This is a genomic window from Campylobacter gracilis (assembly GCF_001190745.1).
Lineage (GTDB): Bacteria > Campylobacterota > Campylobacteria > Campylobacterales > Campylobacteraceae > Campylobacter_B > Campylobacter_B gracilis.
This window is the reverse complement of the sequence record NZ_CP012196.1, coordinates 1,751,325-1,777,043: the sequence shown is the minus strand read 5'-3', so window position 1 is coordinate 1,777,043 and position 25,719 is coordinate 1,751,325. Positions and strand designations below refer to the sequence as shown.

Genomic DNA, 25,719 nt, shown 5'->3' with positions numbered 1-25,719 from the left:
TTTTAAGTATAAATTCGCTTGCCTTGCAAATTCAAAAATTTTTGAAGCTTAATTCCAAAATTTACTATAACTTTACGTTAAAATCCCCTTTAAATTTATAGTGGTCCAGTAAAATCTGGCGTAAATTCTGCATATAAATTCCGATCCTTAAATTTTCTACCTTCGTCATCGCAAGAAATTTAAGCTAAGATTAATGGGGGGTATACTCTTCAAATATATTTTTTAAAAGGATTTACCGTGTCGTCTAACGCTAAAAGGTTGATGGGTATTATTATTGCACTTGTGGCTGCTTTTTTGGGAGCTGGTTTTTATATGAATAGCATCGATACGCTAGCCTCCCTGTTTGGAAATTTTTATAATCCATCTTTTGTTGTAGATTTTCTCGCTTTTGAGAAAGGAGTAGATCAACTTAAAGTTACCTATGTAATCGCATTCGTGATTATATTTGTAGTGCTAGCTATTTTGATTGATAAATTTATGATTAACTCGAAAGATTCTAAAAAATAACGTCGCCAAATTTTTAAAGCAGGCGCGACGATGAGGTTAAAATTGTAAACGATCTCGTTACGTTTTTAAATTTAATTTTAAAATCTGCGTTTTTTGCAGTAAATTTTGTATAAATTCCATATTTAGAAAATTTTAAAATATTCAGAATTCTTAAAATTTCAAATTCAAAAATTTCGAAGTATAGGAATTTTTTAGGCTTTTAAATTCCGAAATTCTGCGAGTTTCAAAGCCTTTAAAATCCCAAGAATTCCAAATATGCGCGATTATTCGCCTAGAGCTTTGTCGATGAGCTTGACGTCTTCGCTTGCGCTGCCGTCGATGACTAAGGCTTGATCGCCGCCACTTACCGCGCTTTTTCCGTTAAATTTCGCGCCCACTTCGATGCCGAAGCTTTGCGATAGCACGTCGCCTACGAGCACACCGCCGCCTAGCAGCTCGACGAGCTCGGCTTCGATATTGCCGAAAAATTTGCCGCTGATTACGATATGCTTGGCCCTGATCGAGCCGCGCGCGGTACCATTTTTACCAATGACGACGGTATTATCGGAGATCACGTCGCCTTCGACATTGCCGTCGATATGCAAAATGCACGACAGGTGCAGCTCTCCTTTGATGAGCGTGCCTGACGAGATTATTGTTGTTTGAGCGGTGTTTGCATCGCCTTTATTAAAGATTGCCATGGGACATCTTCCTCCTTAGTAAAAATTTCTTTGTAATTTTTTTCGTTCCAGTTGATGAAATTTAACGGATCTAGCGGCAGCTGCAAAAATCTAATCTCGTAGTGCAGATGGGGCCCGGTGCTAAGCCCGGTGTTACCGCTGAAAGCGATAAGATCGCCTTTGTTTACAAACTCGCCTACTTTGCGAGTTAAATTTGAATCCAAATGCGCATATCGTGTCGTAAAGCCGTAATTATGGCGGATCTCGACTAGATTGCCATAGCCCGTAGCGCCCGCTCCGCTGTATTGGATGATGCCGTCTGCAGGCGCGTAGATAGGCGTTTTAGGCGGCGTACGTAGATCAACGCCTGGGTGAAACTGCTTGCGCTTTAAGATGGGATGGTTGCGCCAGCCGAATTTCTCGCTGAGCTGATGAGTGCGCATGACCCTGCCGTTTGGGATCTGCATAAAAATTTCTTTTATCAGCGCGTCGGAGAATTTTTCGTTGATGATCTTTTGCGCGCGCTCTTTGATCTCTTGTTCGGAAGTAGTCTTGATGTGAGATAGGCGGTCGATCGCGCGCTCATCCTCCTCAGGATCGAGCCCAAACTGATGCTCCAAATCCGAAATTTTACCCTCGATGGCTTCAAATTCCATCTGACTTGCCGCGATACCGTCGCGAAGTTTTTGATTTAGCTCGTTAAGCTCGGTTTTGGTTCGCGAAAGGCTGTCGATTTTTGAGCCCAGATACCTGATATATAGCGCACCCGTGACGAAAACGGTAAAAACAAATAGTACCAAATATAACGCGATCTTTTTGATGATTTGCGAGAGCAAAAAATTCCTAGAGCCGTTAAGGTCGGTTATGGTTATCATAAATTTGTTTTTCATAATGCGGCATTATAATGCAGCATAGCTGAAATTTCAAAAAATTGTAGATAAATTTAAAAGCTATATAATTTCAAAATTCCACTAAAAGATAAAATTTATTACTTAGTATAATTATAATTTAAGAAAATCTTGCTATAATTACAGCAATTTTAAATAAAGGAGACACAATGTCAAAAACAGTAAAACAACTAAACAAACTTCAGGCGGACGCTCATGCGTTCTTTGTTGCATTCCACGATTATCACTGGAATGTTAAGGGCTTACAATTCGCGCAGGTTCACGCTTACACCGAGAAAGCATACGACGAGATGGGCGAGCTCTTTGATGATATGGCTGAGCGCGCACTTCAAATAGGTGGCAAGGCCGTAACTAAGGCCAAGGATCTAATTGAGCTTTCAAAAGACGCTCCGATTAGCGTAAAAGATAGCTATAGTGTATCTGAGGTACTTGAGGATGTTAAAAAAGCTTACGAGTATTTGGTAAAAGAATTTAAAAAGCTTCAAGAAGTAGCCGAAGAAGAGGGCGACGATACGACTTCAAATATCGCGCAGGATCACTACGGCGATTATGAAAAACGCCTATGGATGCTAAGCTCAATGCTAAGCAAATAATCCTCGCAAATCCTTTCAAAATTTTTAGGGGCATATGCCCCTAAACTTAAATTTACTATTTAAATTTTTAAAATTCTAAGATTATGATTTCACACTAAAATTTTAAATCCTGCTTGAAAACTGAAGTAGAATCACTCATTCAAAGTAAAATTTATGTAGGTTTTAAATTTCATATCGTTGAAATTTAACTCTTTTGTCATGTACAAACATGACTCTTTTTGTAAAGCTCAGTTTCTTTTAAAATTTTGCCGCGTCGTTAAAATTCCTTGACGATTTCAAATTTCGTAGCCGTAAAAATTCTAAAAGCCAAGGCTTTATAGCCAAAGAACAGCATTTGCTAAGAGTTCGTTTGTGATAATTTATATTGCTCTTTAGCCGTCTGATGATAAATTTTAGCTTGTAGTTTTACTATTTTGATTATTTTTAAAACCTCGGTGTTTATAAATGAAGCGGAATTTTAAAAATTTCAAAGAATTTTGCAAATTCCGCAAAATTTTGCAATTTCACGGAATTCTGATTTTAAGTAGACTTTAAGCTCTAGCCTTAAAAATTCTCTTCGGTATTGCGGTCGCTGACGCGGTCCCACGGTAGCTTCATTCCGCCGAGGATATGAAAGTGCAGGTGCATCACCTCCTGTCCGCCGTTTTCGCCGCAGTTGCAAACGAGACGGTATCCGCTCTTATCAAGCCCCATTTTTCGGGTTACTTCTTGGATAAAAGCGCTCATTTTGCTCATCACTTCGGGAGGCGTTACTTGGAAGTTTTCGTAGCATTTTTTAGGGATCGCCAGGATGTGGATCGGCGCTTTTGGGTTGATGTCGTGGAAAGCCAAAAATTCTTCGTTCTCTAACACTTTGTTGCACGGGATTTCGCCGTTTACAATCTTTTCGAATACGTTCATTTTAGATCCTTTTATGAGGTTGAAATTTAGCCGCGATTATAGCCAAAAAATCCAAACACGCAAATTTACCTAGCTTTTATCAAATTTTAACTACAATCGCGCCATTAAATTTAACTACAAGGATAGAATTTGCAAGAGATTAAAGCAAAAATCGACGCTGCGGCAAGCCTTGGCGAGCTAGAAGCCGTGCGCTTGGAGCTTTTCGGCAAAAAAGGCATCATAACGCAGCTTTTTGCCGAGCTTAAATCTGCCGCCCCCGAGCAGAAAAAAGAGCTTGCCGTAAGCGCGAATGAAAAGCGCGATTATTTCAGCGAGCTCATCGCCACAAAAAAGGCGAGCCTGGAAGCGGCGGAGCAAAAAGAGGCGATGAAAAATGAAGCAATCGACGTCACGCTTTTTAACGAAAACGTAAGCTGCGGCGCGCTGCATCCCGTGATGGAGACGATGGATAAGATCATTGACTACTTCATCGCGCAAAATTTTAGCGTCGAAAGCGGCCCGCTCATCGAGGACGACTTTCATAATTTCGAAGCGTTAAATTTACCCAAATACCATCCCGCGCGCGATATGCAAGATACGTTTTATCTAAATGATGGGCGGCTGTTACGCACGCACACTAGCGGCGTTCAGATCCGCACGATGGAGAAATTTAAAGCTCCGCCGGTGCGCATGATCGCCCCGGGCGCGGTCTTTCGTCGCGATATGGATCTAACCCACACGCCGATGTTTCATCAGGTAGAAGGCCTCGTAGTCGAGCAGGGCGATCGGGTGAGTTTTGCAAATTTAAAATACGTTTTGGAGGAATTTTTGCGCTATATGTTCGGCGACGTAAAGGTGCGCTTCCGTCCGAGCTTCTTTCCGTTTACGGAGCCAAGCACTGAGGTCGATATCAGCTGCATTTTCTGCCACGGCGAGGGATGCCGCGTCTGTAAGCAGACGGGCTGGCTCGAGGTGCTAGGCAGCGGCGTGGTCGATCCCAACGTCTTTAAAGCAGTAGGCTGGAAAAATGTCAGCGGATACGCATTCGGGCTCGGCGTGGAGAGATTTGCGATGCTGCTGCATGGTATCCCCGATCTGCGCTCACTATTTGAAGGCGATATTAGATTATTGGAGCAGTTTAAATGATAATAACGAGAAATTGGTTGCAAGAGTGGATCGACATAAGCGAAATTCCAAGCGAAAGGCTGCTTTCTACGCTAAATTCCATCGGTCTTGAGGTTGACGCTCACGATAAAATTTCGCTTCCTAAAGGCGTCGTAGTAGGGCTCGTAAAAAGCAAGCGTCGTCACGAAAATTCCGATCATCTAAACGTTTGCGAGGTTGATGTCGGTAAGCAGAGCTTGCAGATCGTCTGTGGCGCGAAAAATGTTGAGGCGGGGCAATACGTAGCGGTTAGCCTAATCGGCGCCGTGCTGCCTAGTGGCCTTGAGATAAAGCCTGCCAAACTTCGCGGCGTGGAGAGCTTTGGCATGATCTGCTCGGCAACCGAGCTTGGGCTTGCTAAGACGAATGACGGCATTATGGTGCTTGATAGCAGCATCGGCGAGCTCGTGCTCGGCAAGGAACTGCGCGAGTATGAAATTTTTAACGACGATCTTATCGAGATCGAGCTTACCGCTAATCGCGGCGACTGCCTTAGCATCTTAGGCATAGCGCGCGATCTAGGCGCAGCGCTTGATCTGCCGCTAAAGGAAAAACACGAGTTTGAAGATGCCGACGGAGCGCCTGGTATCGGTAGAATTTTAAGCGTGCGTGCAAGCGATGAGGTAAGCGCTAAATTTGCCTTTCGGGCTTACGAGATCAAAGGCGAGCTGAAGTTAAATTTAAAGCAGACCTTGCGTCTTGCAAGCGTTGGTATTTTGCAAAGCTGCGCGGTGCAAAATTTCATCAACTACGCTACTCATTCTACCGGAGTGTTACTGCGCGCTTATGATTTTGAAAAGATCGCTTCCGTAGATGGCAAGGTGGCACTTGACATAAAGCCTATGCCAAACGGTGAGTTCGGCGTTTATGCGGGCAAGAGACTGCTTAGCGTAGCAGGGATTTGCCAAGACGCAGAGCTAAAGGCGTGTTGCAGTAGCAAAGTAGTGCTATTAGAGGCAAACTACACCGCGCCACTAATTATCGCCAAAGCAGTAAACGAAAACAAAAGCCTAAAGGGCGATGAGCACGTGTACCGCTCAAGTAGAGGCAGCGAGCCAAAGCTTAGGCTAGGGCTAGATCTGCTATTTAGATTGCTACTTAAAAATAAAGCCGTTAGCCTATATGCGGGCACACAAAAGATTTCAAACGCTTTGGAGCCGCTTATCGTGGGCTTTAGCGAAAAAGAGATAAACTCAATGATCGGCGCACAAATTCCGCGCGATAAGATCGTAAAAATTTTAAAAAGGCTGGGCTTTGATGTAGGCGTCGAGGCCGATCTCATCACCGCCAAGGTGCCGCCTTTCCGCCACGATATCGTAAATTCTCACGACGTGTGCGAGGAGATAGTGCGTATCGTGGGCATCGACAATATCGCCGCCGCGCCGCTAAGCTTCTACGAAAAAAACCGCCTAAACGATACCTACGTAAGCTTATGTAATGGGCGCAAGCTTCGCAGCAAGGCGGCAGCAGTGGGATTTTTCGAGTGCGTGCATTATGTATTTGACGATAGCAAGGCGCTGCAAAGCTTAGGCTTTGCGCCGTGCAAGGTTAAAATTTTAAATCCGATCAACGGCGAGCTGGACGCGCTAAGACCGACGCTGATTAATCATCTGTTGGAGTCTGCTGAGCGAAATTTAAAGAATTCTCGCAGAAGCGTCAAGCTTTTTGAGCTAGGCGAGGTATTTGATGCGGACGGTTCGCAGTGCCTAAGACTGGGCTTTATCGCTAGCGGACTAAAGGCGGAGCCCTCTATCGCGGTCGGCGCAAAACCCGCTGCGGTGGATTTTTTGTATTTTGCAAATTTAATCCAAAGCGTCATCGGTAAATTTAAGGTCAGGCTGCCCGGCGAAAATTTGAAATTTTTAAGCGAATTCGAGCAGGCGCAGATCGAGCAGGGCGGCGAGATAGTGGGCTTTATCGGGCGCGTGGATTACGCCGTAGAAGCGGGGCGCGATCTGGATAAAAGCTATCTGTGCGAGATCGATTTTTCCAAGCTTAAATTTGAAAATATCGTAGCGGACGCTTATTCGAAGTTCCCTAGCGTATCGCGCGATCTAAGCATTTTGGTGCCGAGCGGAATGCGCTTCGAGCAGATTAAGCAGTGTATAGACGCCCTTAAAATCGAGGCGCTAAAGGAGCTTATCCCAAGCGATCTTTACAGTGACGAAAGCCTGGGCGATTCAAAGAGCCTGACGATCAGACTTGTATTTCAAGACCTTCAAAAAACGCTGTGCGACGAGCAAGTAGCGGGCTTTACCGATAAAATTTTAGCTGCACTTAGCAGCGAACTGGGGCTTGGGCTGCGATGAGGATTTTTGCGCAAGCAAGCCCTTTGCGGGCGGAGATTTCAAATATCGCCGCGGACAAATCGATCTCGCACCGTGCGGCGATCTTTTCGCTGCTAGCGGAGGAGACGAGTAAAATTTCAAACTATCTAGCCGCCGAGGATACGCTAAATACGCTAAAGATCGTGGAGCTTTTGGGCGCTAGCGTACAGCGCGTAGAGGGCGAAATTCTGATCACTCCGCCGGAGATTATCAAAGAGCCTAACGTTCCGCTTGATTGCGGCAACTCGGGTACGGCGATGCGGCTATTTATGGGATTTTTGGCGGGATGCGAGGGCTTTTTCGTGCTGTGCGGCGATCGGTATCTAAGCGAGCGTCCGATGAGGCGCGTTGCGGATCCGCTTTGCAAGGTGGGCGCTAAAATTTACGGACGAGCAGGCGGCGAAAAGGCGCCGATTGCGGTGCTCGGGCAAAAGCTCGGATATTTTGAATACGCGAGCAAAATCGCGTCCGCACAGGTCAAGACCGCTCTTATTTTAGCGGCCTTGCGCGGCAGCGGGTGTAAATTTAGTGAGCCCGAGCTTAGCCGCGATCATAGCGAGCGGATGCTAAAAGCGATGGGCGCGCAAATTTCGCAAAACGGTCTTGAGATCGAAGTCGCGCCGCTTAGCTCTCCGCTTAAACCGTTTGAAATTTTTATCCCAAACGACCCCAGCTCGGCGTTTTTTTTCGCCGTCGCCGCAGCGATAACTCCCGGCTCGTGTATCGTGCTAAAAAATATGCTGCTAAATAAAACCCGCATAGAGGCGTATGAAATTTTAAAACGCATGGGCGCTGAAGTAAAATTTCATAAAACGAGCGAAATTTACGAGCAGATCGGCGATATAGAGGTCGCTTACGCGCCGCTTCACGCCGTGGAGGTGAGCGAAAATATCTCGTGGCTTATAGACGAGGCGCCTGCGCTTGCGATCGCCTTTGCCTGTGCACAGGGAAGTAGCGTGCTTAGAAATGCCGCCGAGCTGCGCGTGAAGGAGTGCGACCGCATAAAAGTAACCTGCGAAGGGCTTCGCGCCTGCGGTATTAAGGCGCGCGAGCTACAGGACGGCTGGCAGATCGAAGGCGGCGAGGCGAACGCGGCGATCATCACGCCGTGCGGCGACCATCGTATCGCGATGAGCTTTGCGATTTTGGGTTTAAGATCGGGGATGATCATCGAGGATAGCGATTGTATCGCGACGTCGTTTCCGAACTTCGCCGCGATTTTAAGACAGATCGGAGCCGGCGTTGAAGATTGAGATGGCTAAAAGCTACGGCTTTTGCTTTGGCGTCAAGCGCGCGATCAAGATCGCAGAAAGCGCCGGCGAGGCCGCTACGATCGGCGAGCTCATACATAACTCCGAAGAGATCAATAGGCTAAGGCAAAATTTCGGCGTCAAAACCTTAGAGGGCGTTAGTGAGATCAAGGACGAGCAAAAGCTCATCATCCGCACGCACGGGATCCAAAAGGACGATCTGCAAAGATTAAAGGCGCAAAATAAAGAGCTCATCGACGCTACCTGCCCCTTCGTGACTAAGCCGCAGCAGATCGTAGAAAAGATGAGCGCGGAAGGCTATGACATCGTGATCTTCGGCGATAAAAATCACCCCGAAGTAAAGGGTGTAAAATCCTACGCAAAATCGCGCGTATTCGTGATTATGGATACGAAAGAACTGCAAGACGTCAAGCTTGGACCTCGCGTCGCGCTCGTTTCGCAGACTACGAAAAAGATAGAAAGCTTTACTAAAATCGCGGATTTTTTGATGCAGCGCGCTAGGGAGCTGAGAATTTTTAATACGATTTGCAATGCGACGCTGGAGAATCAAGAGGCCGTAAAAAGCCTGTCACAAAAGGCCGACGTGATGATAATCGTAGGCGGGAAAAATTCCTCCAACACCAAACAGCTTTTTTTAATTTCGCAAAATTTTTGCAAAGACAGCTATCTCATAGAAAACGAAAGCGAGCTTGAACGCTCTTGGTTTGAAAACAAAAGCCTCTGCGGCATCTCCGCAGGAGCTAGCACGCCTGATTGGATCATCAAAAAGGTAGTGGCGCGAATCGAAAATTTAACACAGAATTTATAAGCCCTCTTATCAAATTTACTCTTAGAAATTTATCAAATCGAAAGCAAATTTTAGCTAGAATCGCGCATTTTAGTTCTTTTCAAAAAAGCACAAATAAATTTAAAGGAAGCATATGGCTGAGGTGAACGAGAAGGTTCAAAACCACGCAGAGGAAGATTTTGCGACATTGTTAGAGGAGTATGACACCGGGAAGTCTCGCGACGAGGTTGTCACAGGTAAGGTTATCGCCCTTAAGGACGGCGAGGTTTTCATAGACGTAGGCAGGAAGTCGGAGGGCATTTTGGACGCCGCCGAAGTGAGCGACGAGCAAGGAAACCCGCAGGTTAATGTAGGAGATGACATCAAAGTCGCTATTATCGGAAGCAGAGGCGGTCGCCCGGTCGTATCGTATAAAAAGGCTCTAAAGAAGGAAAAAGTAAAGGCGTTCATCGACTCCTATGACGAAAACGCAGAGAATGTCTATGACGTTAAAATTCTATCGTTTAATAAGGGCGGTTTCGTTTGTGCTAATGCAGATGATGTGGAATTTTTTATGCCTCGCTCGCAAAGCGCGCTTAAAAATCCAAATGGCGCCGTCGGTAAAAATTTCAAGGTAAAGATCATTAAAGTTGATAGAGACGAACAAAGCATTGTAGTATCGCGCAAGAAGCTACTTGATGAGGACCGCAAAGCAAGCAAAGAGGCGATCGAGAAAGTAATCGCTACTGAGGGCATTATCGAAGGCGTCGTAAAAAAAATCACCACCTACGGTATGTTCGTAGACGTAGGCGGCGTGGACGGACTCGTGCACTACAGCGAAATTTCATACAAAGGTCCTGTAAATCCAAGCTCGCTCTACAAAGAGGGCGATAAGGTTCCGGTTAAAGTTATCAAATACGACAACGATAAAAAACATCTCTCTCTTTCGATAAAAGAGGCGATGCCCGATCCTTGGAACGAGATCAAAGATAGCCTGGAAGTGGGCGATACTATCCGCGTAAAAGTAAGCAATATCGAGCCTTACGGCGCGTTCGTCGATCTTGGCAACGACATCGAGGGCTTTTTGCATATCAGTGAAATTTCGTGGGATAAAAATATCAAAAATCCGAAAGATTTTATCAGCGAGGGCGAGGAGCTTGACGTTGAGGTCGTAGAGATCAACCCTAGCGAGCGCAGATTGCGCGTAAGCCTTAAAAATTTACTTACAAAGCCGTTTGACGAGTTCGTTGCTAAGCATAAAGTGGGCGACGTGCTCAAAGGTAGCGTCACTACGATTACAAACTTCGGCGCGTTTGTGAGGATCGACGGTGTAGAGGGACTTTTGCATAATGAAGACGCTTCATGGGATCGCGGCGAGAAGTGCAAAAATTTATTCAAAGTGGGCGATGAGATCGAGGTTAAGATCATTAAGATCGACAAAGATACTCAAAAAATTTCTCTAAACCACAAAGAGCTCGGCGATAGTCCTATTAGCGATTACGCCAAGAGTCACAATCAAGGCGATGTCGTAAAAGGCAAGATCCGCGATATTAAAGAGTTCGGAATTTTTGTCGAGCTTGGAGGCGGTATCGACGCGCTTATCCGCAAGGAAGATCTTGGCAACGTAAGCGTAGATAGCCTAAAAGTAGGCGACGAGATCGAGGCTGCGATCGCTTTCATCGACGAGAAGAAAAATAGAATCCGCCTAAGCGTGCGCAGACTGGCTCATCAGAAGGAGCGCGAGGCGCTAAACGAGATCAATAGCAACGACGACGAGAAGCAAAGCCTAGGGGATCTAATCAAAGATCAACTAAATAAATAATTCCTCCCGCAAGGCACCCCCGCCTTGCGGACCTACTTCAAAAGGTTAAATTTAATGAAAACTATCATAGTCTGCGACGCAATCCACAAAATTGGTTTTGATCTGCTTAAGCAAGAATCGGACGTTAAAGTAATCGACGCTACGAGCGTGCCCAAGAGCGAGCTTTACGGAATTTTAGGCGATGCGGATGTTGCGATCACCAGAAGCTCTACGGCGGTGGATGAGAAATTCCTTGGCGCCGGCACCAAGCTAAAAGCGATCGTGCGCGCGGGCGTGGGCGTCGATAATTGCGACATCGACGGCTGCTCCAAACGCGGCATTATTTTGATGAATGTACCTACGGCAAACACCATCGCCGCGGTCGAAATGACTATGTGCCATCTGCTAAATGCGGCGCGCAAATATGTAAATTCCTGCAACGATCTGAAAATTAATAGAATTTGGAAGCGCGAGAAATGGTACGGCACCGAGCTTTATAAAAAGAGTCTCGGCATCATCGGCTTTGGAAATATCGGTTCGCGCGTGGGGGTTCGCGCGCTTGCGTTTGGGATGAACGTCATCGCCTACGATCCGTATATCGAGCCCGAAAAGGCCACGAAGCTCGGAGTAAAATATACGAAAAATTTCGACGAAATTTTATCTTGCGACTTCATCACGATCCATACGCCGAAAAATCAAGAGACGATAAATATGGTAGGCGAGCCGCAAATAGCGAAGATGAAAGACGGCGTACGCCTAATAAACTGCGCCAGAGGCGGGCTGTATAATGAAAAAGCGCTCGCAAACAATCTACGCAGCGGCAAGATCGCGTATCTCGGCATTGACGTTTTCGACAAAGAGCCTGCGACCGATCACGAGCTTTTGGATATCGAAAATTTAAGCGCGACTCCGCATCTTGGAGCAAATACGCTCGAATCGCAAAGCAATATCGCCCGAGAAGCCGCAGAGCAGGCGATCAGCGCCGCGCGCGGCTTAAACTATCCAAACGCTTTAAATTTGCCGCTTAAGCTCGAGGATCTGCCGCGCGGTATCGAGCCGTATATAAATTTGGTCTCCAAAATGGCCTATCTTGCGGCGCAGATCAACAAAGGCCCGATCAAATCGATTCGCATCGAGGGCAGCGGCGAGGTGGTTCAGTATCTAAAATCGATGCTCGTTTTTGCCATCGTAGGCGCGCTGCACGATTCTTTGGGCGATTCGCTAAATTACGTCAACGCTAAATTTCTTGCGGATGAAAAGGGGATTGAAACGAGCTTCGGCGAGCTTACAAACAGCGTCTATAAAAGCGAGATCGCGGTAAAAATCATGACCGACGAAGCGATCTCAAACGTCGCGGGTACGGTCTTTGACGGAAGCGAGGAGCGCATCGTAAATATCGGCGGATTTAAGACCGATTTTAAGCCGAAAGGCAAGATGATAATCTTTAAAAACACCGACGTGCCGGGCGTTATCAAATCCGTAAGCACGATCCTAGCCGACGAAAATATCAATATAGCGGATTTCCGCTTAGGCAGAGGCGAGGAGGGGGACGCTTTGGCGGTCATTTTGGTCGATTCCGAAGTGCAAAAAAGCACGCTCGATAAACTGGCGGCGCTTCAAACCTGCCTAATGGTGCGCTACGCGGCGCTTTAATCCTTTTCCGCTTAGGAGGCGGAATTTTAAATTTCGCCTCATACAATTCTTTATAATTTAAATTTACAATCCAGCCTACGACGGCGTTTGATGAGGCGACGCGGGAACGCGCGGCAAGGATTTTGGCGGAACTTGAGTACGTGCAGAGCCGGCGCTTGAGGTACGTTGCGGCATGTGTCCGGGCAGATACCTTTTAGCGTGCGGCTTTTGTAAGCGCCGTTTGCGTGTCAAATTTAACTCTAGTCGCGGACTTGTTTTTAAATTTAAATTTCGTCCTTGTGGATCTGTTTTTAAATTTCATCATCGCGGGCGCTGCCGATTAAATTTTGCCGCTATGCAGGTTTGGCACTAAAAGCTAGAGGCTGCGATGCGAAACGCGGTCAAATTTTATAAATTTTTAGACACGGAGGGTGCTTTTGCTTTAAATTTATTAGCGGGTGCTTCATATCTCTAATCGTATCGCCCGTTTAAATTTCGGGCAACTACCGAGCGATTGCGCCGCTGATTAAATTTTACGTTTTGCCGAAATTATGCTTCGCCGAAAAATTCCGCCCGGCCTAAATTTAGTCGATGCAAAATTTCAGCCGCAATGCGCCCTGCTAATTTGTGAGTTTAAGTGTTTCGATTAGGCTTAAAATTTTGCGGATCTGCGTTTGGTATTCGAGCGCGAGCTCTATGCTAGCGGGCCTATCAAAAAGCGTAGTTTCGAAAAGATCCGGCGCGCCTTTTAAAAATAGATATAAACGCTTATCCATAAATACCGCGCTCAAGCTGAACTCGCCGTTCGTTTCGCGATTTATTTCGCGCAGACGCTCCATAAACGCGGGCGTTAGCAAATAGCGCGCTTCTACTTTGTCATCCGCAAACACGCGAAAATCGCGCATAAAATCCACATCGTCCATCATCTCTTTTTCGCCGAAGATCTTGGCGTTTAGCTCCCTACTTACCACTATCGTTTTACCCGAGGTTTTTTTCGCGAGTTCGCAGATCAATACATTGCCGTTAAAGTCCATATAGTTATCGTAGAATATTTTGATCAACGCAATCGCCGCTATGAGCGGATTATCCGTTCCCATGTAAAACCTACTATTACTATGTACCTCGCTGAGGCTAAATTGAATCCCGCAGTGCACGCCCGTAATCCGATCCTCGCTTTCGATCCCAGATTTCCTACCAATTCTAAATTTTTGAAATTCCTCTTCTTGCATACCGGTATAGGGATAATAGTTTAAATCCGCGTTCATATCGTTTATTACGGCGTGGACGAATATCTCTTTGTAAAATTTGTAGTAGCGAATTTCCGCTTCGGTTTTTTGACCGGCGCAATGCAGAAAAAATATCCAAAAGATCGGAAAAAAGATCAGGGCGCCCAAAAATTCGGCAATTTTTATCAGAGGAGTGTCTGCTTTAACGCCGTCTAGAGACATTATTGCGAATAGGACTGTAAAAAAGGCGGCTATACTGAGGTAGCGGTATCTATTAAAAGCTCTAGCGCACGCTTTTTGTTCGGTTAAAGTCTGCGAAACGACATCTTGCAGAGCAGGCGACATATCTATCCTTGATAAAAATTTCGCCAGTATTGTAGCAAAATTTAACGTGATTTATAAAGAGTGAATTCCGCCGCATAATGAATAGCCGAGATCGAAATTTAATTTACGCAGTCCGTGCGGCGTAAAATTTTAAAATCTTACTCTTTGAAATTAGATCTGCACTGGATTTAAAATTTAACGCATTGCATAAACTTATATTTCACGCGAGCCGCTTTTTAAAATTTGCATTAAAACCTTGCGATTACAGTATCCTGAGGGTGTCTGAGATGAAATACATAAAAATCCCGAGCCCGAACATCACGAAAAGCCCCGCAAATTCGATGTAAAGCTTCAAGCTTACGAGCCGCTTCGAGCTTAGCTCGTTTGCCTTCGCGCCGAAAAGTGCGGCTAAAAATATCACGACGCTCATTCCAAAACCGATGAAAAGCGCACTTGCGACGCTAAGCGCGAAGCTTCCGAGGCTGAAGGCAAGTACAAAAATCAGGATCGTACCTGGGCAGGGTACGAGCGCCGCCGCAAGCGCGATAAGCCACTCTCGCCCTCTCTCGCCGCCGCCAGTCGCGCCATTTTGCAGCGAGCGAGACGAGGTTTGGTTTTTGGAATTTGTAGAATTCAAAGTCTGTTTTTGCTTGTTTTGGCTAGACGAGTTTTCCTCTAAATTTGCGGCTAAATTTGAATCTGAATTTAGCTCTGCCGTTGCGGCGTCTAAATTTTGAGTATCTAAATACTGCGCGGATTCGCCGCTTTGAATATTAAATTTAGAAAATTTATAGCTCTTTGACGCTGCGCCAGCGGAATTCCCGGCGTTTGCAAACGCTGTATTTTTTAAGTGCGCGTCCGTCTCTGCGGTGTTTGCGGCGGAAGCGCAAGCGGCGCAGGAGCAGCCCGCATCGTGGCCGGCGCCCGATCTTACGCGGCGAGCTTTGTCGTAGATGATGAGCGCCGTTATAATGATGATCAGAAGCGCCGAAATTTTCGTGGTGATCGAGGCAGAGTTTGCAGAAACTATGCCTGCGACGTTTTGCAGCACGAACATGCTCGCACTTACCAAAACGAGCGCTCCTAAGACGTGCAGAAGCCCGATTTTAAGGGCAAATCCAAAGGCTTTGACGTAGCTGCCGCCATGGGCTAAGAAATAGCTCGCCGTTAGCAGCTTCGCGTGCCCAGGGCCTGCCGCGTGGAAAAAGCCGTATATAAAAGAAAGCGCCAAGACCCATAGGATGGTGCTTGCGCTTGCATGCTCGCTGCTTGCACGAAACGCCGTTTTGAGACTTTTCATAAAATCCATCGTCTTTTGCGCGACAAATCCCAGCGCAGTCTCTTTGTGCTGCTCGCTTGAAATATCGCTGCTACCGGATGCAGCGCCGTTTTTGCTCGCGCTATTTTGCACTAAATTTAAGGAACTCTCCTCGGGCGGAGTCGCAAAATTTTGCGTAGAATTTAAAGAATTATCTCGTCTCGCCGCAAAATTTTCGCCCGCGTCTTTATCTACAGACGCCGCAGAATTTGCGGGACCATCTTTTGCCTGCGCGTCCTTTTTGGCTGTTTTATTAATCTGCGCGAGAGCATCCGAAGCGGCGATATTTTTTTGCGCCTCTGCTGCAGCTTCCGAAACGATATCGCCGACGGATCTTTGGTTCGATCTGCGCGCCGAGCTGGCATTAGGTTTTGTTTGCCTGCTTTGCGCAAGTTTATCCTCTGAGCCCGCAAGACTCTGCTGGCTAGATGCAAGATCATCCTGCGCTAAATCGGAGTTCGGCGCGCCTGAAATTGGCGGTTTTTTATCTGCGATCTTTGGCTTTTCGCCGCTAAATTCTATAAAGGTGGTGGCTAAATTTGAATTAGGCTTCGCTACAAAGCCCTCGCCCAGATTAATGGGCTTATCGTCAAGCATTTTGAAATTGAAAAATCCCTGATCGTCGTTAATGGAAATTTTAAGAACGCGGTTATTTTGCAGCTCGAAGCCGACCTTTTGATCGAACTCGAACACGAGTCTGCCCTTTTTGACGAGGCTTATTGCATTTTTAAAATTTCCCTTAATTTGCGTGCCTACGAGGTTGCTAAGCGCAGGCTTTGCGTTTTTTGGCGCTTGATCGTAGAATTCCGCCTCGCAAAGGTAGTTTTTGGGGGTCAGGTAATCGGTCATCGCCTTAGTTATCTCGGCAAGCTCGCTATTTTCAAGCTTGCCGTTGGAATTTATATCGTAGGTCTGCATTATGACGTCGGTAAAATTTTGAGAGAAAAGCCACGAAAAATGCAGACTCACGATCTTGCCGTCTTGTGCGACAGGGGTAATGCTAACGTGCGCAGTGGGCGTGTATAGGGCGCACAGAGCGCACGCAAATATCCGCGAGCTAAAGATCGCGGATAAAAGTAAAATTTTAATAAATTTCATCAACTACAAATTTTCTCCGAAAACGTCGATCGTCTTTTTCATCGTCTCGTACCAATCTAGCGGCAGCTGATCGATCTCCATCACCTTTGCGCCTGTTTGTGCGGCGATGGTTTGCGCTGCCTTTTTGGAAAACTGCGGTGCGACGAAAATCACCTTGATCTTCTCCTCTTTGGCTTCCTCGATCAGCTCGGCTAAATCCGCAGGCTTAGGCTCTTTGCCCTCCACTTCGACTGCGATCTGCTTTAAATCGTATCGATGCGCGAAATAGCCCCAAGACGGATGATAAACCATAAATTTCTTTCCCTTGACGCCCGCTAATTTTTGCTTTGCGTAAGCGTCCAGCTCGTCAAGCTTTTTGGCAAATTTATCGAAATTTGCTTCGTAAATTTTAGCATCCTTAGGATACTGTTTGGTTAATGCGTCTTTAATATTTTTAGCTTGAATTTTTACAAGCTGCGGATCTAGCCATATATGTGGGTCTAGGCCGCCGTGATGATGATGGTGCTCGTGCGCCTCGTGATCTTTGTCGCCATGCTCATGATGCGCGTCATGATCGTGGTCATCGTGATGTGCGCTATGATCGTGTTCGTCGTGATGGTGGTGCTCTGCCATAGCCATTTTGGTGATGCCATCTTCTGTGCGGATTATCTTCATCTTTGGATACGATGCGGCAAGCTTTGGCAACCAGACTTCATCAAATTCTATACCGACTGCAAAATACAGATCGCTATTTTCTAGCATTTTCATCTCCGAAGGCTTAGGCTCGTATGTGTGCGGATCAGCGCCTTTGCCGACCATCGTATTTACCTGCAAAGTATCGCCTGCGATCTGTTCAACAAAATACTTCGTAGGAAGTATGGTCGTGGTGACCGTAGGTTTGGCGAATACTACGCAACTAGCTGCTAAAAGCGTGAAAATAAGCTTTTTCATAAAATTCCTTTCCAAAAAAATTGCGGAAGTATATCAAAAGCAACTTAGTTGCAACTTAATATAAATTTATCTAAATTTCGCTATCATCGCTTAAATTTTAAAAAAGGCGTAAAATGGATCCCAAAGATTTTTTAGCGAGTCACGATATCGCTCCTACGGCGCTTAGAGTGCAGATCGTGCAGATCCTAAGCGAGAAAAAATGTCCGGTAAGCTACGATGAACTAGTAGAACAAACGGGTGCTAATAAAACCACAATATATCGCAATATAGCGCTTTTGGAAGAGAAAAATTTGATAATTACCAGCGAAAACAATCATAAAAGCTTTTATGAGCTCACCGACGGCGCAAAAGCGTATTTTGTCTGCGAAAGCTGCCATAAAATGGAGGAGATTTCGATGCCAGCTTTGTCACAAAAAAATGTCAAAAGCGTGCTTGTGCGAGGATTGTGCGAGAAGTGTGGCGGCTGAGGCGGGAAATTTAATCAAAAGCGCTCAAGGAAATTTGGCTAAAACGCCAGGGCAAAATTTAACCGATTTTTAACGGATTTTTATAAAACAAACGATATAATCCGAGCGTTTCATATTTTAAAAGGGAAAATTCAGTGAATAAAAACGATACGATAAAAGCAATAGAGAAGTTTGTAAGTTCTCAAGAAATGACGATGTTCCGCCTGAAAAAGGGTATCTACGGCGATGCGATGAAAAATCTTGATCAGGTTTTTACGCCGTATAAGGAGTTTGCCGAGTTTTTCAAAAATCCCGCAAATAGGCTGCAGGAGCTGTTAGGCAACATCGCGTACGAATCGATTTTAAACTACACTGAAGCAGGGCTATCGCATTGCGAGAAGATCCACTCGATCTATTTTGTGGAATCTAAAGGATTTTTCAAAAGTGGGCTAAAGTATATCGAGCCTGATGCGACCGCGAGAGAAAGAGCCAAGAGCTATTACGACAAATTGCTGGAAAATAATGAGAAGCTTAACGAATATATCGATATCGGCTTGCAAAGGCTACATGGCTTAGAAGCGAAGGTTTTCGAGTAGGCTAGGCTAGCTTTGGGATTTGATTTGCGCGGCGAAATTCTATCGCAAATCCTTAGCGCTTAAAATTCTATGATTAAATTTCACACCTTTTACAGATCCACTTATATTATTTAATTCCGCGTTAGCGCCGCTTTTAATTGCGTATATAGCAAATAGGGTGGCTTGAGCAATTCCGTGCCGGCAGGCATTATCCGATACGATCAAAGAAATAATATAAATTTTTAAAGCTCGACGAAGCGGGTTAAAATAAGCAAGCTTGGCTAAATTCCGTGGAGCGACTAAAAAGCAAGCTCTAACATAAACTAGCGCTTAGTTGGAGGTATGAATTTAAAATTTCGTGGCTAGCGTGAACGGGAATTTAAAATTCTAGCGCTATTTCAGATTCCTTCAAAATACGGAATTTTAAAGTGGGTATTGCGCCCGCAATAAGCAAAGCACAAGATTTGAAATTTTCTAAAAAATGTTCGCTGCGAAGTAAAATTTAAGAGCCAGGCTGCAAGGCGATGCAGCATAAATTTTAATTTGCTCTGTAGCGCAAAACGAATTCAGCAAGAGATATCTTTGGAAGCGGAAGGGGGGGCGATAGAGAGCCGAGACGAATTATATTTGATTGCGCTAATACCGCAGTCGGTATATGCAGTGATGAGTCGATGCGTAAAAATTATTTAGTGGTGTCAATATGGTGAAGCGTGCGATGTAAATTTTAACTCGTTTTGGCGCGCTGTTTTAATATCTCTATCATGCGAGGCAAATTTAGGCGGTTAAACTTATTGCGATTAGAAAATTCTAAACACGGATTAAAGCTTGGCGGCGAAATTAGCCTTGCTAGCACTCTGCTGCATCTTAATTTCGCCGCAAGCAACTTTATTTATCTGCCTTTTCGGCTTTATATTGCGCTAGCAAGCTGCCTAGCTCATCTTTTATGCGAAGCTTTTCTTTCTTCATCGCATCGATCTCCAGATCGCTCATATGCACTCTGCCGGCTTGTGCGTCGGCGATCTTGTGATCCAGCTCGTCGTGCTTCTCAAAAAGCGAATCAAATCGCGCGTTTTTGCCTTTTAACTCAGTGATTAAATCTCTGTACTCATGAAACATGCTTTACTCCTTTGAAAAATTTATTCAAGTATATCAATAAAGCGCTTAAAACCTAATTTCAGCTATCAAATTTAGACTGAATTTCACGCATGAGATTCCAGATTTTAAGAGGTAGAATTTTTAGCCTTTAAAAATTTAAAACAGGCAAATTTAAATGATAAAATTTTAAGAGCAGAGCTTTAAAGCCCTGCTGCTATTCGCTATTTTCGAGACGAGATTTTTAGGTTATGAAGCGAGCTGTGAATCTTTATGATCTATAATCGGCGTTGATTTTTACGTAGTCGTAGCTAAGATCGCAGCCGTACGCGCTAAAATCGCCCTCTCCGAGCCCCAAATCGCACCAGATCGTAAAGCTTTTTTGCTGCATTACGGCGTGGGCCGCGGCCTCGCGCGCGGCGTCCAGCTCGCGATTTTGCGCGTCATAAAGCAGTACGTCGTCGTATTTTATACGCAGCTTTTCTTCATCGCATTCGATGCCGCAGGCGCCTATGGTCGAGGCTATGCGACCCCAATTCGGATCTTCGCCGAAGATCGCCGTTTTAACAAGCGGCGAATTGCTTAGCGCCTTCGCCGCCCTGCGAGCGTCTTCGGCATTTGCGGCGCCGCTTACCCTAAATCGCACCAGCTTGGTTGCGCCTTCGCCGTCTTTTACAAGCATTAGCGCAAGCTCGCGCGTCAGGGCGTTTAGTGCGGACGCGAAGGCATCCTTTTCGTAAGCGCATTTAGCGCTGCTGCAGAGCATAATCGTATCATTTGTGGAGGTGTCGCCGTCGACGCTTATGGTGTTGAAACTCTGCTCCGCTGCCTTTTTTAGCAGCTCGTCCATATCAGCGCGCGGGATTTTTGCATCGGTTAGAACGAAGCAGAGCATGGTCGCAAGCGTGGGATTGATCATACCCGCGCCCTTGCAAACGGCCGCGATGTGAAATTTCTCGCCGTTTTCTAAAGAAATTTCATACGCAAGCTCTTTTTTTATCGTATCTGTCGTCATGATGGCGGTGGCTAGGGCGTCTGAGTTTCGCGCCGAGAGGTTAAAATTTTGCGCGGCGGCGATAATTTTTTCCTTTTTGAGGCGGTAGCCGATGACGCCGGTGGAGCTCATAACGGGGTTTATCAGAGCGGTCTTTTTGCCAAGTTCGCTAAAAATTTCATCGATATCGGCGATGCCTTGCTCCCCGGTCATCGAGTTTGCGTTTTTAGAATTTACGAGGATAAAATTTGTTTTAAGCTCCCCGCCCGCGCGCTCCTGTGCCCTTTTGAAATGCCTAATCGGCGCGGCTTGAAATTTATTGCTCGTAAAGATCGCGCTTATGGCAAAGGGCTCATCTGCGCGGATAAATCCCAGATCGTTCCCCTGTTTTTTAAAACCCGAATTTACGCCGTCAAAATAAAAGCCCTCGACATTCTGCAAGCCGCCCTCGAGCTTAGTGATTTTAAACATATCTCATCTCCTGTGGCTTGTATTTGCTGCGGATGAGTTTTTTAGTGTTGCGGATGCCCTCTGCCGTGCCGATGACTAAAAATTTTACTCCAGTACCGATGAGGTAGTCGCCATCTGGCATCGGGATGAAACGGCTGTTGGGCTCTTTGATTCCCACGACGTCGGCGTTTGTAAGATCGCGCAAGCGAGTTTCTTTTAGGCGCTTGAAGCGGATCCACGAAAAATCGGGCACCGTGATCTCCTCGATATCGATAAGCGAGTCTTTTTTATACAAAAATCGCTCCAAAATGTTTTCCATATCAGGACGCACGCTGATCGCAGAGAGCCTTTGTGCAGCGAGTTTGGATGGTGAGACGATAGAATTTGCGCCGAGTTTTTTTAGCCTCTCGGTGTCGCTGTCATCATCGCTATTTGCCATGATGAAGTAGGGGGTTATGCGACCAAGCTCCTTTTCGTATAGGCGCACTAGCGAGATTATTGCGATATTATCGGCTAAATTTGGACTTAGCGTGATGACGGATTTTGCAGATGACAGATGCGCTTTTAGCATCGTGGTTTCTACGTGCGGCTCGCCTACGATGAAATATGGATAGCGGTTTTCCTCGGCGATTTTGGCTAGAGCGGGATCGGGGTCTATTACCACGAAAGGCAGATGATTTTCGCGAAACTGCTTGGCAAGCTCGGCGCAGTAGATGTTGTTGTAACAGATAATGTAGTGGTTTTTGAGCCTTGCGATGTTATTGATCATTCGTTGCTCCCTAAGTAAATTTTGAAGTTTGCCGTTTTTTATGACCTCGACGACGACGCCCAGGCAAAACGAAAAGGTTCCAAAGCCCATGAGGATGAATAAGACGGTAAAAATTCTACCCGCCGGCGATATGGGCGCTACTTCGGTAAAACCTACCGTCGTGAAGGTCATGCCTGCTTGATAAAAGGCGTCTACGAGCGAAAAGCCCGCTATAAAGACATAGCCTAATGTGCCGATTAGCATCATCAGCACGATGGTTATCAGCGGTAAGCGAAAAGGGCGTAGCTGGTCGTAAATTTCTGTATAGAGGTTGATGTCCGGCTTAGTCGAGCCGGACCAGTCGAGGAATCGCTTGATCTTGTCCAAAACAGACATAAATTCCTCTTTAAGAGGTTATTTTGATTGTTTTTTCATAGTTCGTAGAGTTGAGGCGGCTACTTTGATTCGTCTGGTTGAGCCGTCTTCTAGTTGAACGCGGATGGTGCGTAGATTGACCTGGAATTTCTTTTTGGTCCTGTTATTTGCGTGGCTGACGTTGTTCCCTACCATCGCACCTTTGCCGGTGATTGCGCATCTTCTTGCCATAATAAATCCTTGATGATTAAAATAAATGGCGATTATATCGAAAAAATTTCAAATTATGCTTAAAATCCGCCGCGGTTTAAATTTAGCGAAATTTATGACAAAACTAAGTAAAATTCCGCATTTTGAAATTTTAAAGGAATCTTAATGTATGTCGCACCCAGCATTTTATCGGCGGATTTCGGAAGGCTTGCGGAGGAAATTCGCGCAGTCTGCGAAGCGGGCGCCGATCTCATTCACGTAGATGTGATGGATGGGCATTTCGTACCCAATCTCACGATCGGACCGCTCGTAGCAAGCGCCGTGGCAAAGGCAAGCAGTAAGCCTTTAGACATCCATCTGATGGTTAAAAACGTGCCGTTTTTCGTCGATCTTTTTTTGCCGCTAAAGCCGAAATTTCTTAGCTTCCACATCGAGGAGGAGCAGCATCCTCTGCGACTCATAGATCATATACGCCGCAGCGGCGTCTCGCCCGCGGTTGTGCTAAATCCGCACACTCCGCTTAGCGCGCTGGAGTTTATTTTGGGCGAGGTCGATATGGTGCTTTTAATGAGCGTCAATCCGGGCTTTGGAGGGCAGAAATTTATCCCCTCGGCGCTTGAGAAAATTAAGCAGCTGCGCGATCTGATCGATCGCAAAGGCGCAAAATGCCTCATCGAGGTCGACGGCGGCGTAAACGGGCTGAATATCGCAGATATCGACGAAGCGGGCGCCGACGTCGTGGTGGCGGGCAACTACATATTTTCTTCAAACGACTACGCGGAGGCAATCCGTGCGCTTAAAATTTAGGCGCGGCATAGGGGTAAAATTTTGACGCATAGAATCGAAAATCTCATAAATTTACTGGCTCAAAAGAGCATAAATTATTACGATTTTATCTCAAAAGCAAGCGATATTGCCGAAATTACCGAGCTTTTTGAGCCCAAAGACCTCTCGATGTGGCGGGCGCTGGGTATAGAGATAATAAAGCTAGATAGCGGCAAAATCACGCTCAAGACCCGCGAGACGGACATTTTGGATGAAATTTTTTGCTTCGTAGACATCGAGACGAACGGCGGGCTCTCAAACGGCCAGATCATCGAAATCGGCGCGATAAAAACGCGCGGCACGCAGGAGCTCGATCGCTTCGAAAGCTTCGTTTACGCGCCCGTCGTGCCCGAAAATATCACGGAGCTTACGGGGATCTGCGCGGACGACCTTGTGGGCGCGCCGCCGCTAGCTAGCGTGCTGGAGCGGTTTAGGCTGTTTTTAGGCGATAGCGTTTTTGTGGCGCACAACGTCAAATTTGACTACGGCTTCATCGACGCAAGCCTGCAAAAATGCGGCTTTGGGATGCTTTTAAATCGCAGGCTCTGCACCGTCGAGCTCGCGCGCCGCACGATCGAGGCACAAAGATATGGGCTGGGCTCGCTAAAAGAGCTTTTAGGTGTGCAAAACGTCCACCACCGCGCACTTAGCGACGCTGTTTCCTGCTTTGAAATTTTCAAATTCGCGCTCTCGCGGCTGCCGTGGAGCGTGCAAAGTACCGAGGATCTGATACTTTTTAGCAAAACCGCAAAAAGCCTGGCTTTGCCTAAGCCGCAGATTTCGGAGCGCGGCGAGGGCGAAATTTTATAAACCGCGCGCCGAATTGAGAGATGAAATTTTAGCGAAATTTCTCGCCGCCGTTTGAGAGGTAAAATTTGCGCTTTTAAGCGGCGGCGCTTTAATCTACGCGGATTGCGGTAGCGTAAATTCGATCCGAGCGATTTTGGGCGGTGCAAATCGGCGCGTATGGACCTGGATTTTGAAATTTTACCCTTGCCGTAGCGATTGAATGCGCACAAATCGCGGCGGCGCAAATTTATAGCGCTACTGCGGCGAGATGTGATTGCGAGCGAACCGAAACGGCGCGAATTTAAGCAGGCGTGGTTTTAAATCGCATTGCGATTACACCGGATTTAAGTGCAAATGCCCGCAGCGGCGCCCTCCACGTATGCCGGCTAGGCGGATCATGCGATTTTAATTTGCTCGGGCGGGTGCGGCAGCGAGCGCTCGCGGAGCCTTTTTGCTTTCGCGAATTTGATTTTTGCGACGATAAATTTTGTGCCCGTCCGCAGTTTTACAAACCTTGCTTCGGGCGAATTTTATGAGCACTTGCAGTCGCGTGGATGCGTCCGAAGCGTCGCGCGCTTTAAATTTTAAATTTAGCCTAGGCGCGCGAATTCGATGCTTGAAACTCTAAAATCAATAAATTTTGCCCGCGCCTGCGCGTCTTTGCGTCCTAAAAGCGATAAATTTAGCGTGTCCGCACCGCCACGGCAGATACGCTAGGCGCGAGGGTTTTCTGCATTTGTCGCTTGGAATTTTGATATTTGATTTTAGCTTGACGACCTGATCGGTACGTGCCCGTGCTGAAAATTTTAAAATGGAGCTTTATAAAATTTTGCGGCGCCGACCAAAAATAAAATTTTATAAATTTTTATCGCAAAATACAGCGCGATCGGAGCAAATTTAACGCAAGCCCAGCTCTGTCGTAGCGGCGCAGGGCGGTTGCATCCGCACTAAATTTAGCGATAAGCAAATCCGCGATCTTAATAATACGAATTTGCGCAGACGCAGCCCGCCTCTCATCAAAGCGTCATCGGAAGGCTGACGGGCTTTGCGAGCAGGCGAAATAATGCGCCGCCGTCGGCCGCCGTCATCTTTGCAAGAAGCGCGATCTTGCGATTGAGCGGCCTTTTTCACCTCAAGACGGACATATCGCGGGCTAAAATTCGAAACGGAATTTCATAAGACGGATCGCTACTTTTAAATTTATGTTGCAAATCTCATAGACTGCGAATACAGCGGTTAAATTTTAAAATTCTGTCTGTCTTAATCATGCCTTGAGGTATGTATTGCGAGGGTCCGCGAGCCGCTTGATTGAAAAATGAGTTTTAGATCGCGCCTTGCGTATGTATCGCGCGGTAAAATAAATTTTTGCGCCGTAAAATTTCGCGCCGCTGCGTTACTGCTGAGCCACTCGCCGTCTTACCTCCTGTCCTATTGCTCCGTATTTTCAAACGCGCTAGAATTTCGGCAAAGCTCCGCTTTAATACAAAATTATCTGCTTACCCGTGGTCTATGGTGGATGAAATTTTGCCGCCCGTATCAAGCCGCGTATAGTATTTACTTGCCGCGCATGTACGTCATAGCCCGTATCCTCCTCTTGCCGCAAGCCGCCGCTTTACTAACGTCCATCGTTGTAGGCTCTCGCCTGCTTCTTCGCGTATATTTTTGCGCCTTGTAAGCTGCGCGTCACCGCATCTGCGTCAATATCACGCCGTGCCTTTAAAGCACGCAAATAATTTCGTTTCTTCGCTGTTCTCGCCTCCTGCCGCACTTTGTCGTGTTTGTCTGCTGCAAGCCGTCGCCGCCTTATTTCGC

General features: G+C 46.3%; 22 protein-coding genes. 12 read left to right on the top strand and 10 right to left on the bottom strand.

Annotated features, from left to right (window positions below; translation table 11 throughout):
* Nucleotides 1–237: 237 nt before the first annotated feature.
* On the top strand, nucleotides 238–507 hold the full coding sequence (locus CGRAC_RS08810) for a hypothetical protein (RefSeq protein WP_040304426.1): 270 nt from the start codon (nucleotides 238–240) through the stop codon (nucleotides 505–507).
* Nucleotides 508–770: 263 nt separating this feature from the next.
* On the opposite strand, the gene CGRAC_RS08805 is transcribed toward CGRAC_RS08810, so the two are convergent.
* The gene (locus CGRAC_RS08805; RefSeq protein ID WP_005873147.1) at nucleotides 771–1,187 is read right to left on the bottom strand and encodes a bactofilin family protein; all 417 of its coding nucleotides are present in this window, start codon (nucleotides 1,185–1,187) and stop codon (nucleotides 771–773) included.
* Entirely contained in the window at nucleotides 1,139–2,056 is a 918-nt protein-coding gene (locus CGRAC_RS08800) for a M23 family metallopeptidase (protein WP_005873146.1), read from the bottom strand. The genes CGRAC_RS08805 and CGRAC_RS08800 overlap by 49 nt, the downstream gene beginning before the upstream one ends.
* Nucleotides 2,057–2,223: 167 nt before the next feature.
* Here CGRAC_RS08800 and CGRAC_RS08795 point away from each other — a divergent pair, with 167 nt between their 5' ends.
* Nucleotides 2,224–2,667, top strand: coding sequence for a Dps family protein (locus CGRAC_RS08795; protein WP_005873145.1), 444 nt, complete (start codon nucleotides 2,224–2,226; stop codon nucleotides 2,665–2,667).
* Nucleotides 2,668–3,210: 543 nt separating this feature from the next.
* On the opposite strand, the gene CGRAC_RS08790 is transcribed toward CGRAC_RS08795, so the two are convergent.
* Nucleotides 3,211–3,567: a histidine triad nucleotide-binding protein gene (locus CGRAC_RS08790; protein ID WP_005873144.1), complete on the bottom strand. Its 357-nt coding sequence runs from the start codon at nucleotides 3,565–3,567 to the stop codon at nucleotides 3,211–3,213.
* Nucleotides 3,568–3,696: 129 nt separating this feature from the next.
* On the opposite strand from CGRAC_RS08790, the gene pheS reads away from it, so the two are divergent.
* The 6 genes from pheS to serA all read left to right on the top strand — a co-directional run bounded on the left by pheS (nucleotide 3,697) and on the right by serA (nucleotide 12,528).
* Nucleotides 3,697–4,692, top strand: coding sequence for a phenylalanine--tRNA ligase subunit alpha (gene pheS, locus CGRAC_RS08785; RefSeq protein ID WP_005873143.1), 996 nt, complete (start codon nucleotides 3,697–3,699; stop codon nucleotides 4,690–4,692).
* The gene (gene pheT, locus CGRAC_RS08780) at nucleotides 4,689–7,019 is read left to right on the top strand and encodes a phenylalanine--tRNA ligase subunit beta (protein ID WP_005873142.1); all 2,331 of its coding nucleotides are present in this window, start codon (nucleotides 4,689–4,691) and stop codon (nucleotides 7,017–7,019) included. Before pheS ends, pheT begins: the two co-directional genes overlap by 4 nt.
* A complete protein-coding gene (aroA, locus tag CGRAC_RS08775) occupies nucleotides 7,016–8,290 on the top strand; it encodes a 3-phosphoshikimate 1-carboxyvinyltransferase (protein WP_005873141.1) in 1,275 nt (424 codons plus the stop codon). The genes pheT and aroA overlap by 4 nt, the downstream gene beginning before the upstream one ends.
* The gene (locus tag CGRAC_RS08770; protein WP_005873140.1) at nucleotides 8,280–9,116 is read left to right on the top strand and encodes a 4-hydroxy-3-methylbut-2-enyl diphosphate reductase; all 837 of its coding nucleotides are present in this window, start codon (nucleotides 8,280–8,282) and stop codon (nucleotides 9,114–9,116) included. Before aroA ends, CGRAC_RS08770 begins: the two co-directional genes overlap by 11 nt.
* A 112-nt stretch (nucleotides 9,117–9,228) precedes the next feature.
* Nucleotides 9,229–10,896, top strand: coding sequence for a 30S ribosomal protein S1 (locus CGRAC_RS08765; protein ID WP_005873139.1), 1,668 nt, complete (start codon nucleotides 9,229–9,231; stop codon nucleotides 10,894–10,896).
* A gap of 54 nt (nucleotides 10,897–10,950) precedes the next feature.
* Nucleotides 10,951–12,528 (top strand): phosphoglycerate dehydrogenase, encoded by a 1,578-nt coding sequence (serA, locus tag CGRAC_RS08760; protein WP_040304423.1) that lies wholly within the window; start codon nucleotides 10,951–10,953, stop codon nucleotides 12,526–12,528.
* Nucleotides 12,529–13,127: 599 nt separating this feature from the next.
* Here the strand turns inward: serA and CGRAC_RS12580 are convergent.
* The 3 genes from CGRAC_RS12580 to CGRAC_RS08745 form a co-directional block, all read right to left on the bottom strand.
* The gene (locus CGRAC_RS12580; protein ID WP_005873136.1) at nucleotides 13,128–14,078 is read right to left on the bottom strand and encodes a DUF3137 domain-containing protein; all 951 of its coding nucleotides are present in this window, start codon (nucleotides 14,076–14,078) and stop codon (nucleotides 13,128–13,130) included.
* Nucleotides 14,079–14,319: 241 nt separating this feature from the next.
* Nucleotides 14,320–16,473, bottom strand: a complete 2,154-nt coding sequence (locus tag CGRAC_RS08750) for a HoxN/HupN/NixA family nickel/cobalt transporter (RefSeq protein WP_050346340.1) — start codon at nucleotides 16,471–16,473, stop codon at nucleotides 14,320–14,322.
* A gap of 3 nt (nucleotides 16,474–16,476) precedes the next feature.
* Complete coding sequence (locus CGRAC_RS08745) at nucleotides 16,477–17,403, bottom strand: metal ABC transporter solute-binding protein, Zn/Mn family (protein WP_005873134.1); 927 nt, start codon at nucleotides 17,401–17,403, stop codon at nucleotides 16,477–16,479.
* Between the two features lie 113 nt (nucleotides 17,404–17,516).
* On the opposite strand from CGRAC_RS08745, the gene CGRAC_RS08740 reads away from it, so the two are divergent.
* Together CGRAC_RS08740 and CGRAC_RS08735 are read left to right on the top strand one after the other, a co-directional pair.
* Entirely contained in the window at nucleotides 17,517–17,870 is a 354-nt protein-coding gene (locus CGRAC_RS08740) for a Fur family transcriptional regulator (RefSeq protein WP_005873133.1), read from the top strand.
* A 134-nt stretch (nucleotides 17,871–18,004) separates the two neighbouring features.
* Nucleotides 18,005–18,445 carry a hypothetical protein gene (locus CGRAC_RS08735; protein WP_005873131.1) on the top strand — a complete coding sequence of 147 codons (441 nt, stop codon included), beginning with the start codon at nucleotides 18,005–18,007 and terminating at the stop codon, nucleotides 18,443–18,445.
* Between the two features lie 864 nt (nucleotides 18,446–19,309).
* Here the strand turns inward: CGRAC_RS08735 and CGRAC_RS08730 are convergent.
* The 4 genes from CGRAC_RS08730 to rpmB form a co-directional block, all read right to left on the bottom strand.
* On the bottom strand, nucleotides 19,310–19,540 hold the full coding sequence (locus CGRAC_RS08730) for a YdcH family protein (RefSeq protein ID WP_005873127.1): 231 nt from the start codon (nucleotides 19,538–19,540) through the stop codon (nucleotides 19,310–19,312).
* Between the two features lie 247 nt (nucleotides 19,541–19,787).
* Nucleotides 19,788–20,981 carry a bifunctional glutamate N-acetyltransferase/amino-acid acetyltransferase ArgJ gene (gene argJ, locus CGRAC_RS08725; RefSeq protein WP_005873126.1) on the bottom strand — a complete coding sequence of 398 codons (1,194 nt, stop codon included), beginning with the start codon at nucleotides 20,979–20,981 and terminating at the stop codon, nucleotides 19,788–19,790.
* Nucleotides 20,974–22,104 (bottom strand): potassium channel family protein, encoded by a 1,131-nt coding sequence (locus CGRAC_RS08720; protein ID WP_005873125.1) that lies wholly within the window; start codon nucleotides 22,102–22,104, stop codon nucleotides 20,974–20,976. Before CGRAC_RS08720 ends, argJ begins: the two co-directional genes overlap by 8 nt.
* 18 nt (nucleotides 22,105–22,122) lie before the next feature.
* Entirely contained in the window at nucleotides 22,123–22,314 is a 192-nt protein-coding gene (gene rpmB, locus CGRAC_RS08715; protein WP_040304421.1) for a 50S ribosomal protein L28, read from the bottom strand.
* A gap of 144 nt (nucleotides 22,315–22,458) precedes the next feature.
* Between rpmB and rpe the strand changes: the two genes are divergently transcribed.
* Nucleotides 22,459–23,100: a ribulose-phosphate 3-epimerase gene (gene rpe, locus CGRAC_RS08710; RefSeq protein ID WP_005873123.1), complete on the top strand. Its 642-nt coding sequence runs from the start codon at nucleotides 22,459–22,461 to the stop codon at nucleotides 23,098–23,100.
* A gap of 21 nt (nucleotides 23,101–23,121) precedes the next feature.
* The gene (locus CGRAC_RS08705; RefSeq protein WP_005873122.1) at nucleotides 23,122–23,928 is read left to right on the top strand and encodes a 3'-5' exonuclease; all 807 of its coding nucleotides are present in this window, start codon (nucleotides 23,122–23,124) and stop codon (nucleotides 23,926–23,928) included.
* Nucleotides 23,929–25,719: the final 1,791 nt, after the last annotated feature.

Coding starts and splice junctions, on each gene's coding strand:
- CGRAC_RS08805 (WP_005873147.1), bottom strand. CDS start 1,187: ATGGCAATCTTTAATAAAGGCGATGCAAACACCGCTCAAACAACAATA.
- CGRAC_RS08800 (WP_005873146.1), bottom strand. CDS start 2,056: ATGAAAAACAAATTTATGATAACCATAACCGACCTTAACGGCTCTAGG.
- CGRAC_RS08795 (WP_005873145.1), top strand. CDS start 2,224: ATGTCAAAAACAGTAAAACAACTAAACAAACTTCAGGCGGACGCTCAT.
- CGRAC_RS08790 (WP_005873144.1), bottom strand. CDS start 3,567: ATGAACGTATTCGAAAAGATTGTAAACGGCGAAATCCCGTGCAACAAA.
- pheT (WP_005873142.1), top strand. CDS start 4,689: ATGATAATAACGAGAAATTGGTTGCAAGAGTGGATCGACATAAGCGAA.
- aroA (WP_005873141.1), top strand. CDS start 7,016: ATGAGGATTTTTGCGCAAGCAAGCCCTTTGCGGGCGGAGATTTCAAAT.
- CGRAC_RS08765 (WP_005873139.1), top strand. CDS start 9,229: ATGGCTGAGGTGAACGAGAAGGTTCAAAACCACGCAGAGGAAGATTTT.
- serA (WP_040304423.1), top strand. CDS start 10,951: ATGAAAACTATCATAGTCTGCGACGCAATCCACAAAATTGGTTTTGAT.
- CGRAC_RS12580 (WP_005873136.1), bottom strand. CDS start 14,078: ATGTCGCCTGCTCTGCAAGATGTCGTTTCGCAGACTTTAACCGAACAA.
- CGRAC_RS08750 (WP_050346340.1), bottom strand. CDS start 16,473: ATGAAATTTATTAAAATTTTACTTTTATCCGCGATCTTTAGCTCGCGG.
- CGRAC_RS08745 (WP_005873134.1), bottom strand. CDS start 17,403: ATGAAAAAGCTTATTTTCACGCTTTTAGCAGCTAGTTGCGTAGTATTC.
- CGRAC_RS08740 (WP_005873133.1), top strand. CDS start 17,517: ATGGATCCCAAAGATTTTTTAGCGAGTCACGATATCGCTCCTACGGCG.
- CGRAC_RS08730 (WP_005873127.1), bottom strand. CDS start 19,540: ATGTTTCATGAGTACAGAGATTTAATCACTGAGTTAAAAGGCAAAAAC.
- argJ (WP_005873126.1), bottom strand. CDS start 20,981: ATGTTTAAAATCACTAAGCTCGAGGGCGGCTTGCAGAATGTCGAGGGC.
- CGRAC_RS08720 (WP_005873125.1), bottom strand. CDS start 22,104: ATGTCTGTTTTGGACAAGATCAAGCGATTCCTCGACTGGTCCGGCTCG.
- rpmB (WP_040304421.1), bottom strand. CDS start 22,314: ATGGCAAGAAGATGCGCAATCACCGGCAAAGGTGCGATGGTAGGGAAC.
- rpe (WP_005873123.1), top strand. CDS start 22,459: ATGTATGTCGCACCCAGCATTTTATCGGCGGATTTCGGAAGGCTTGCG.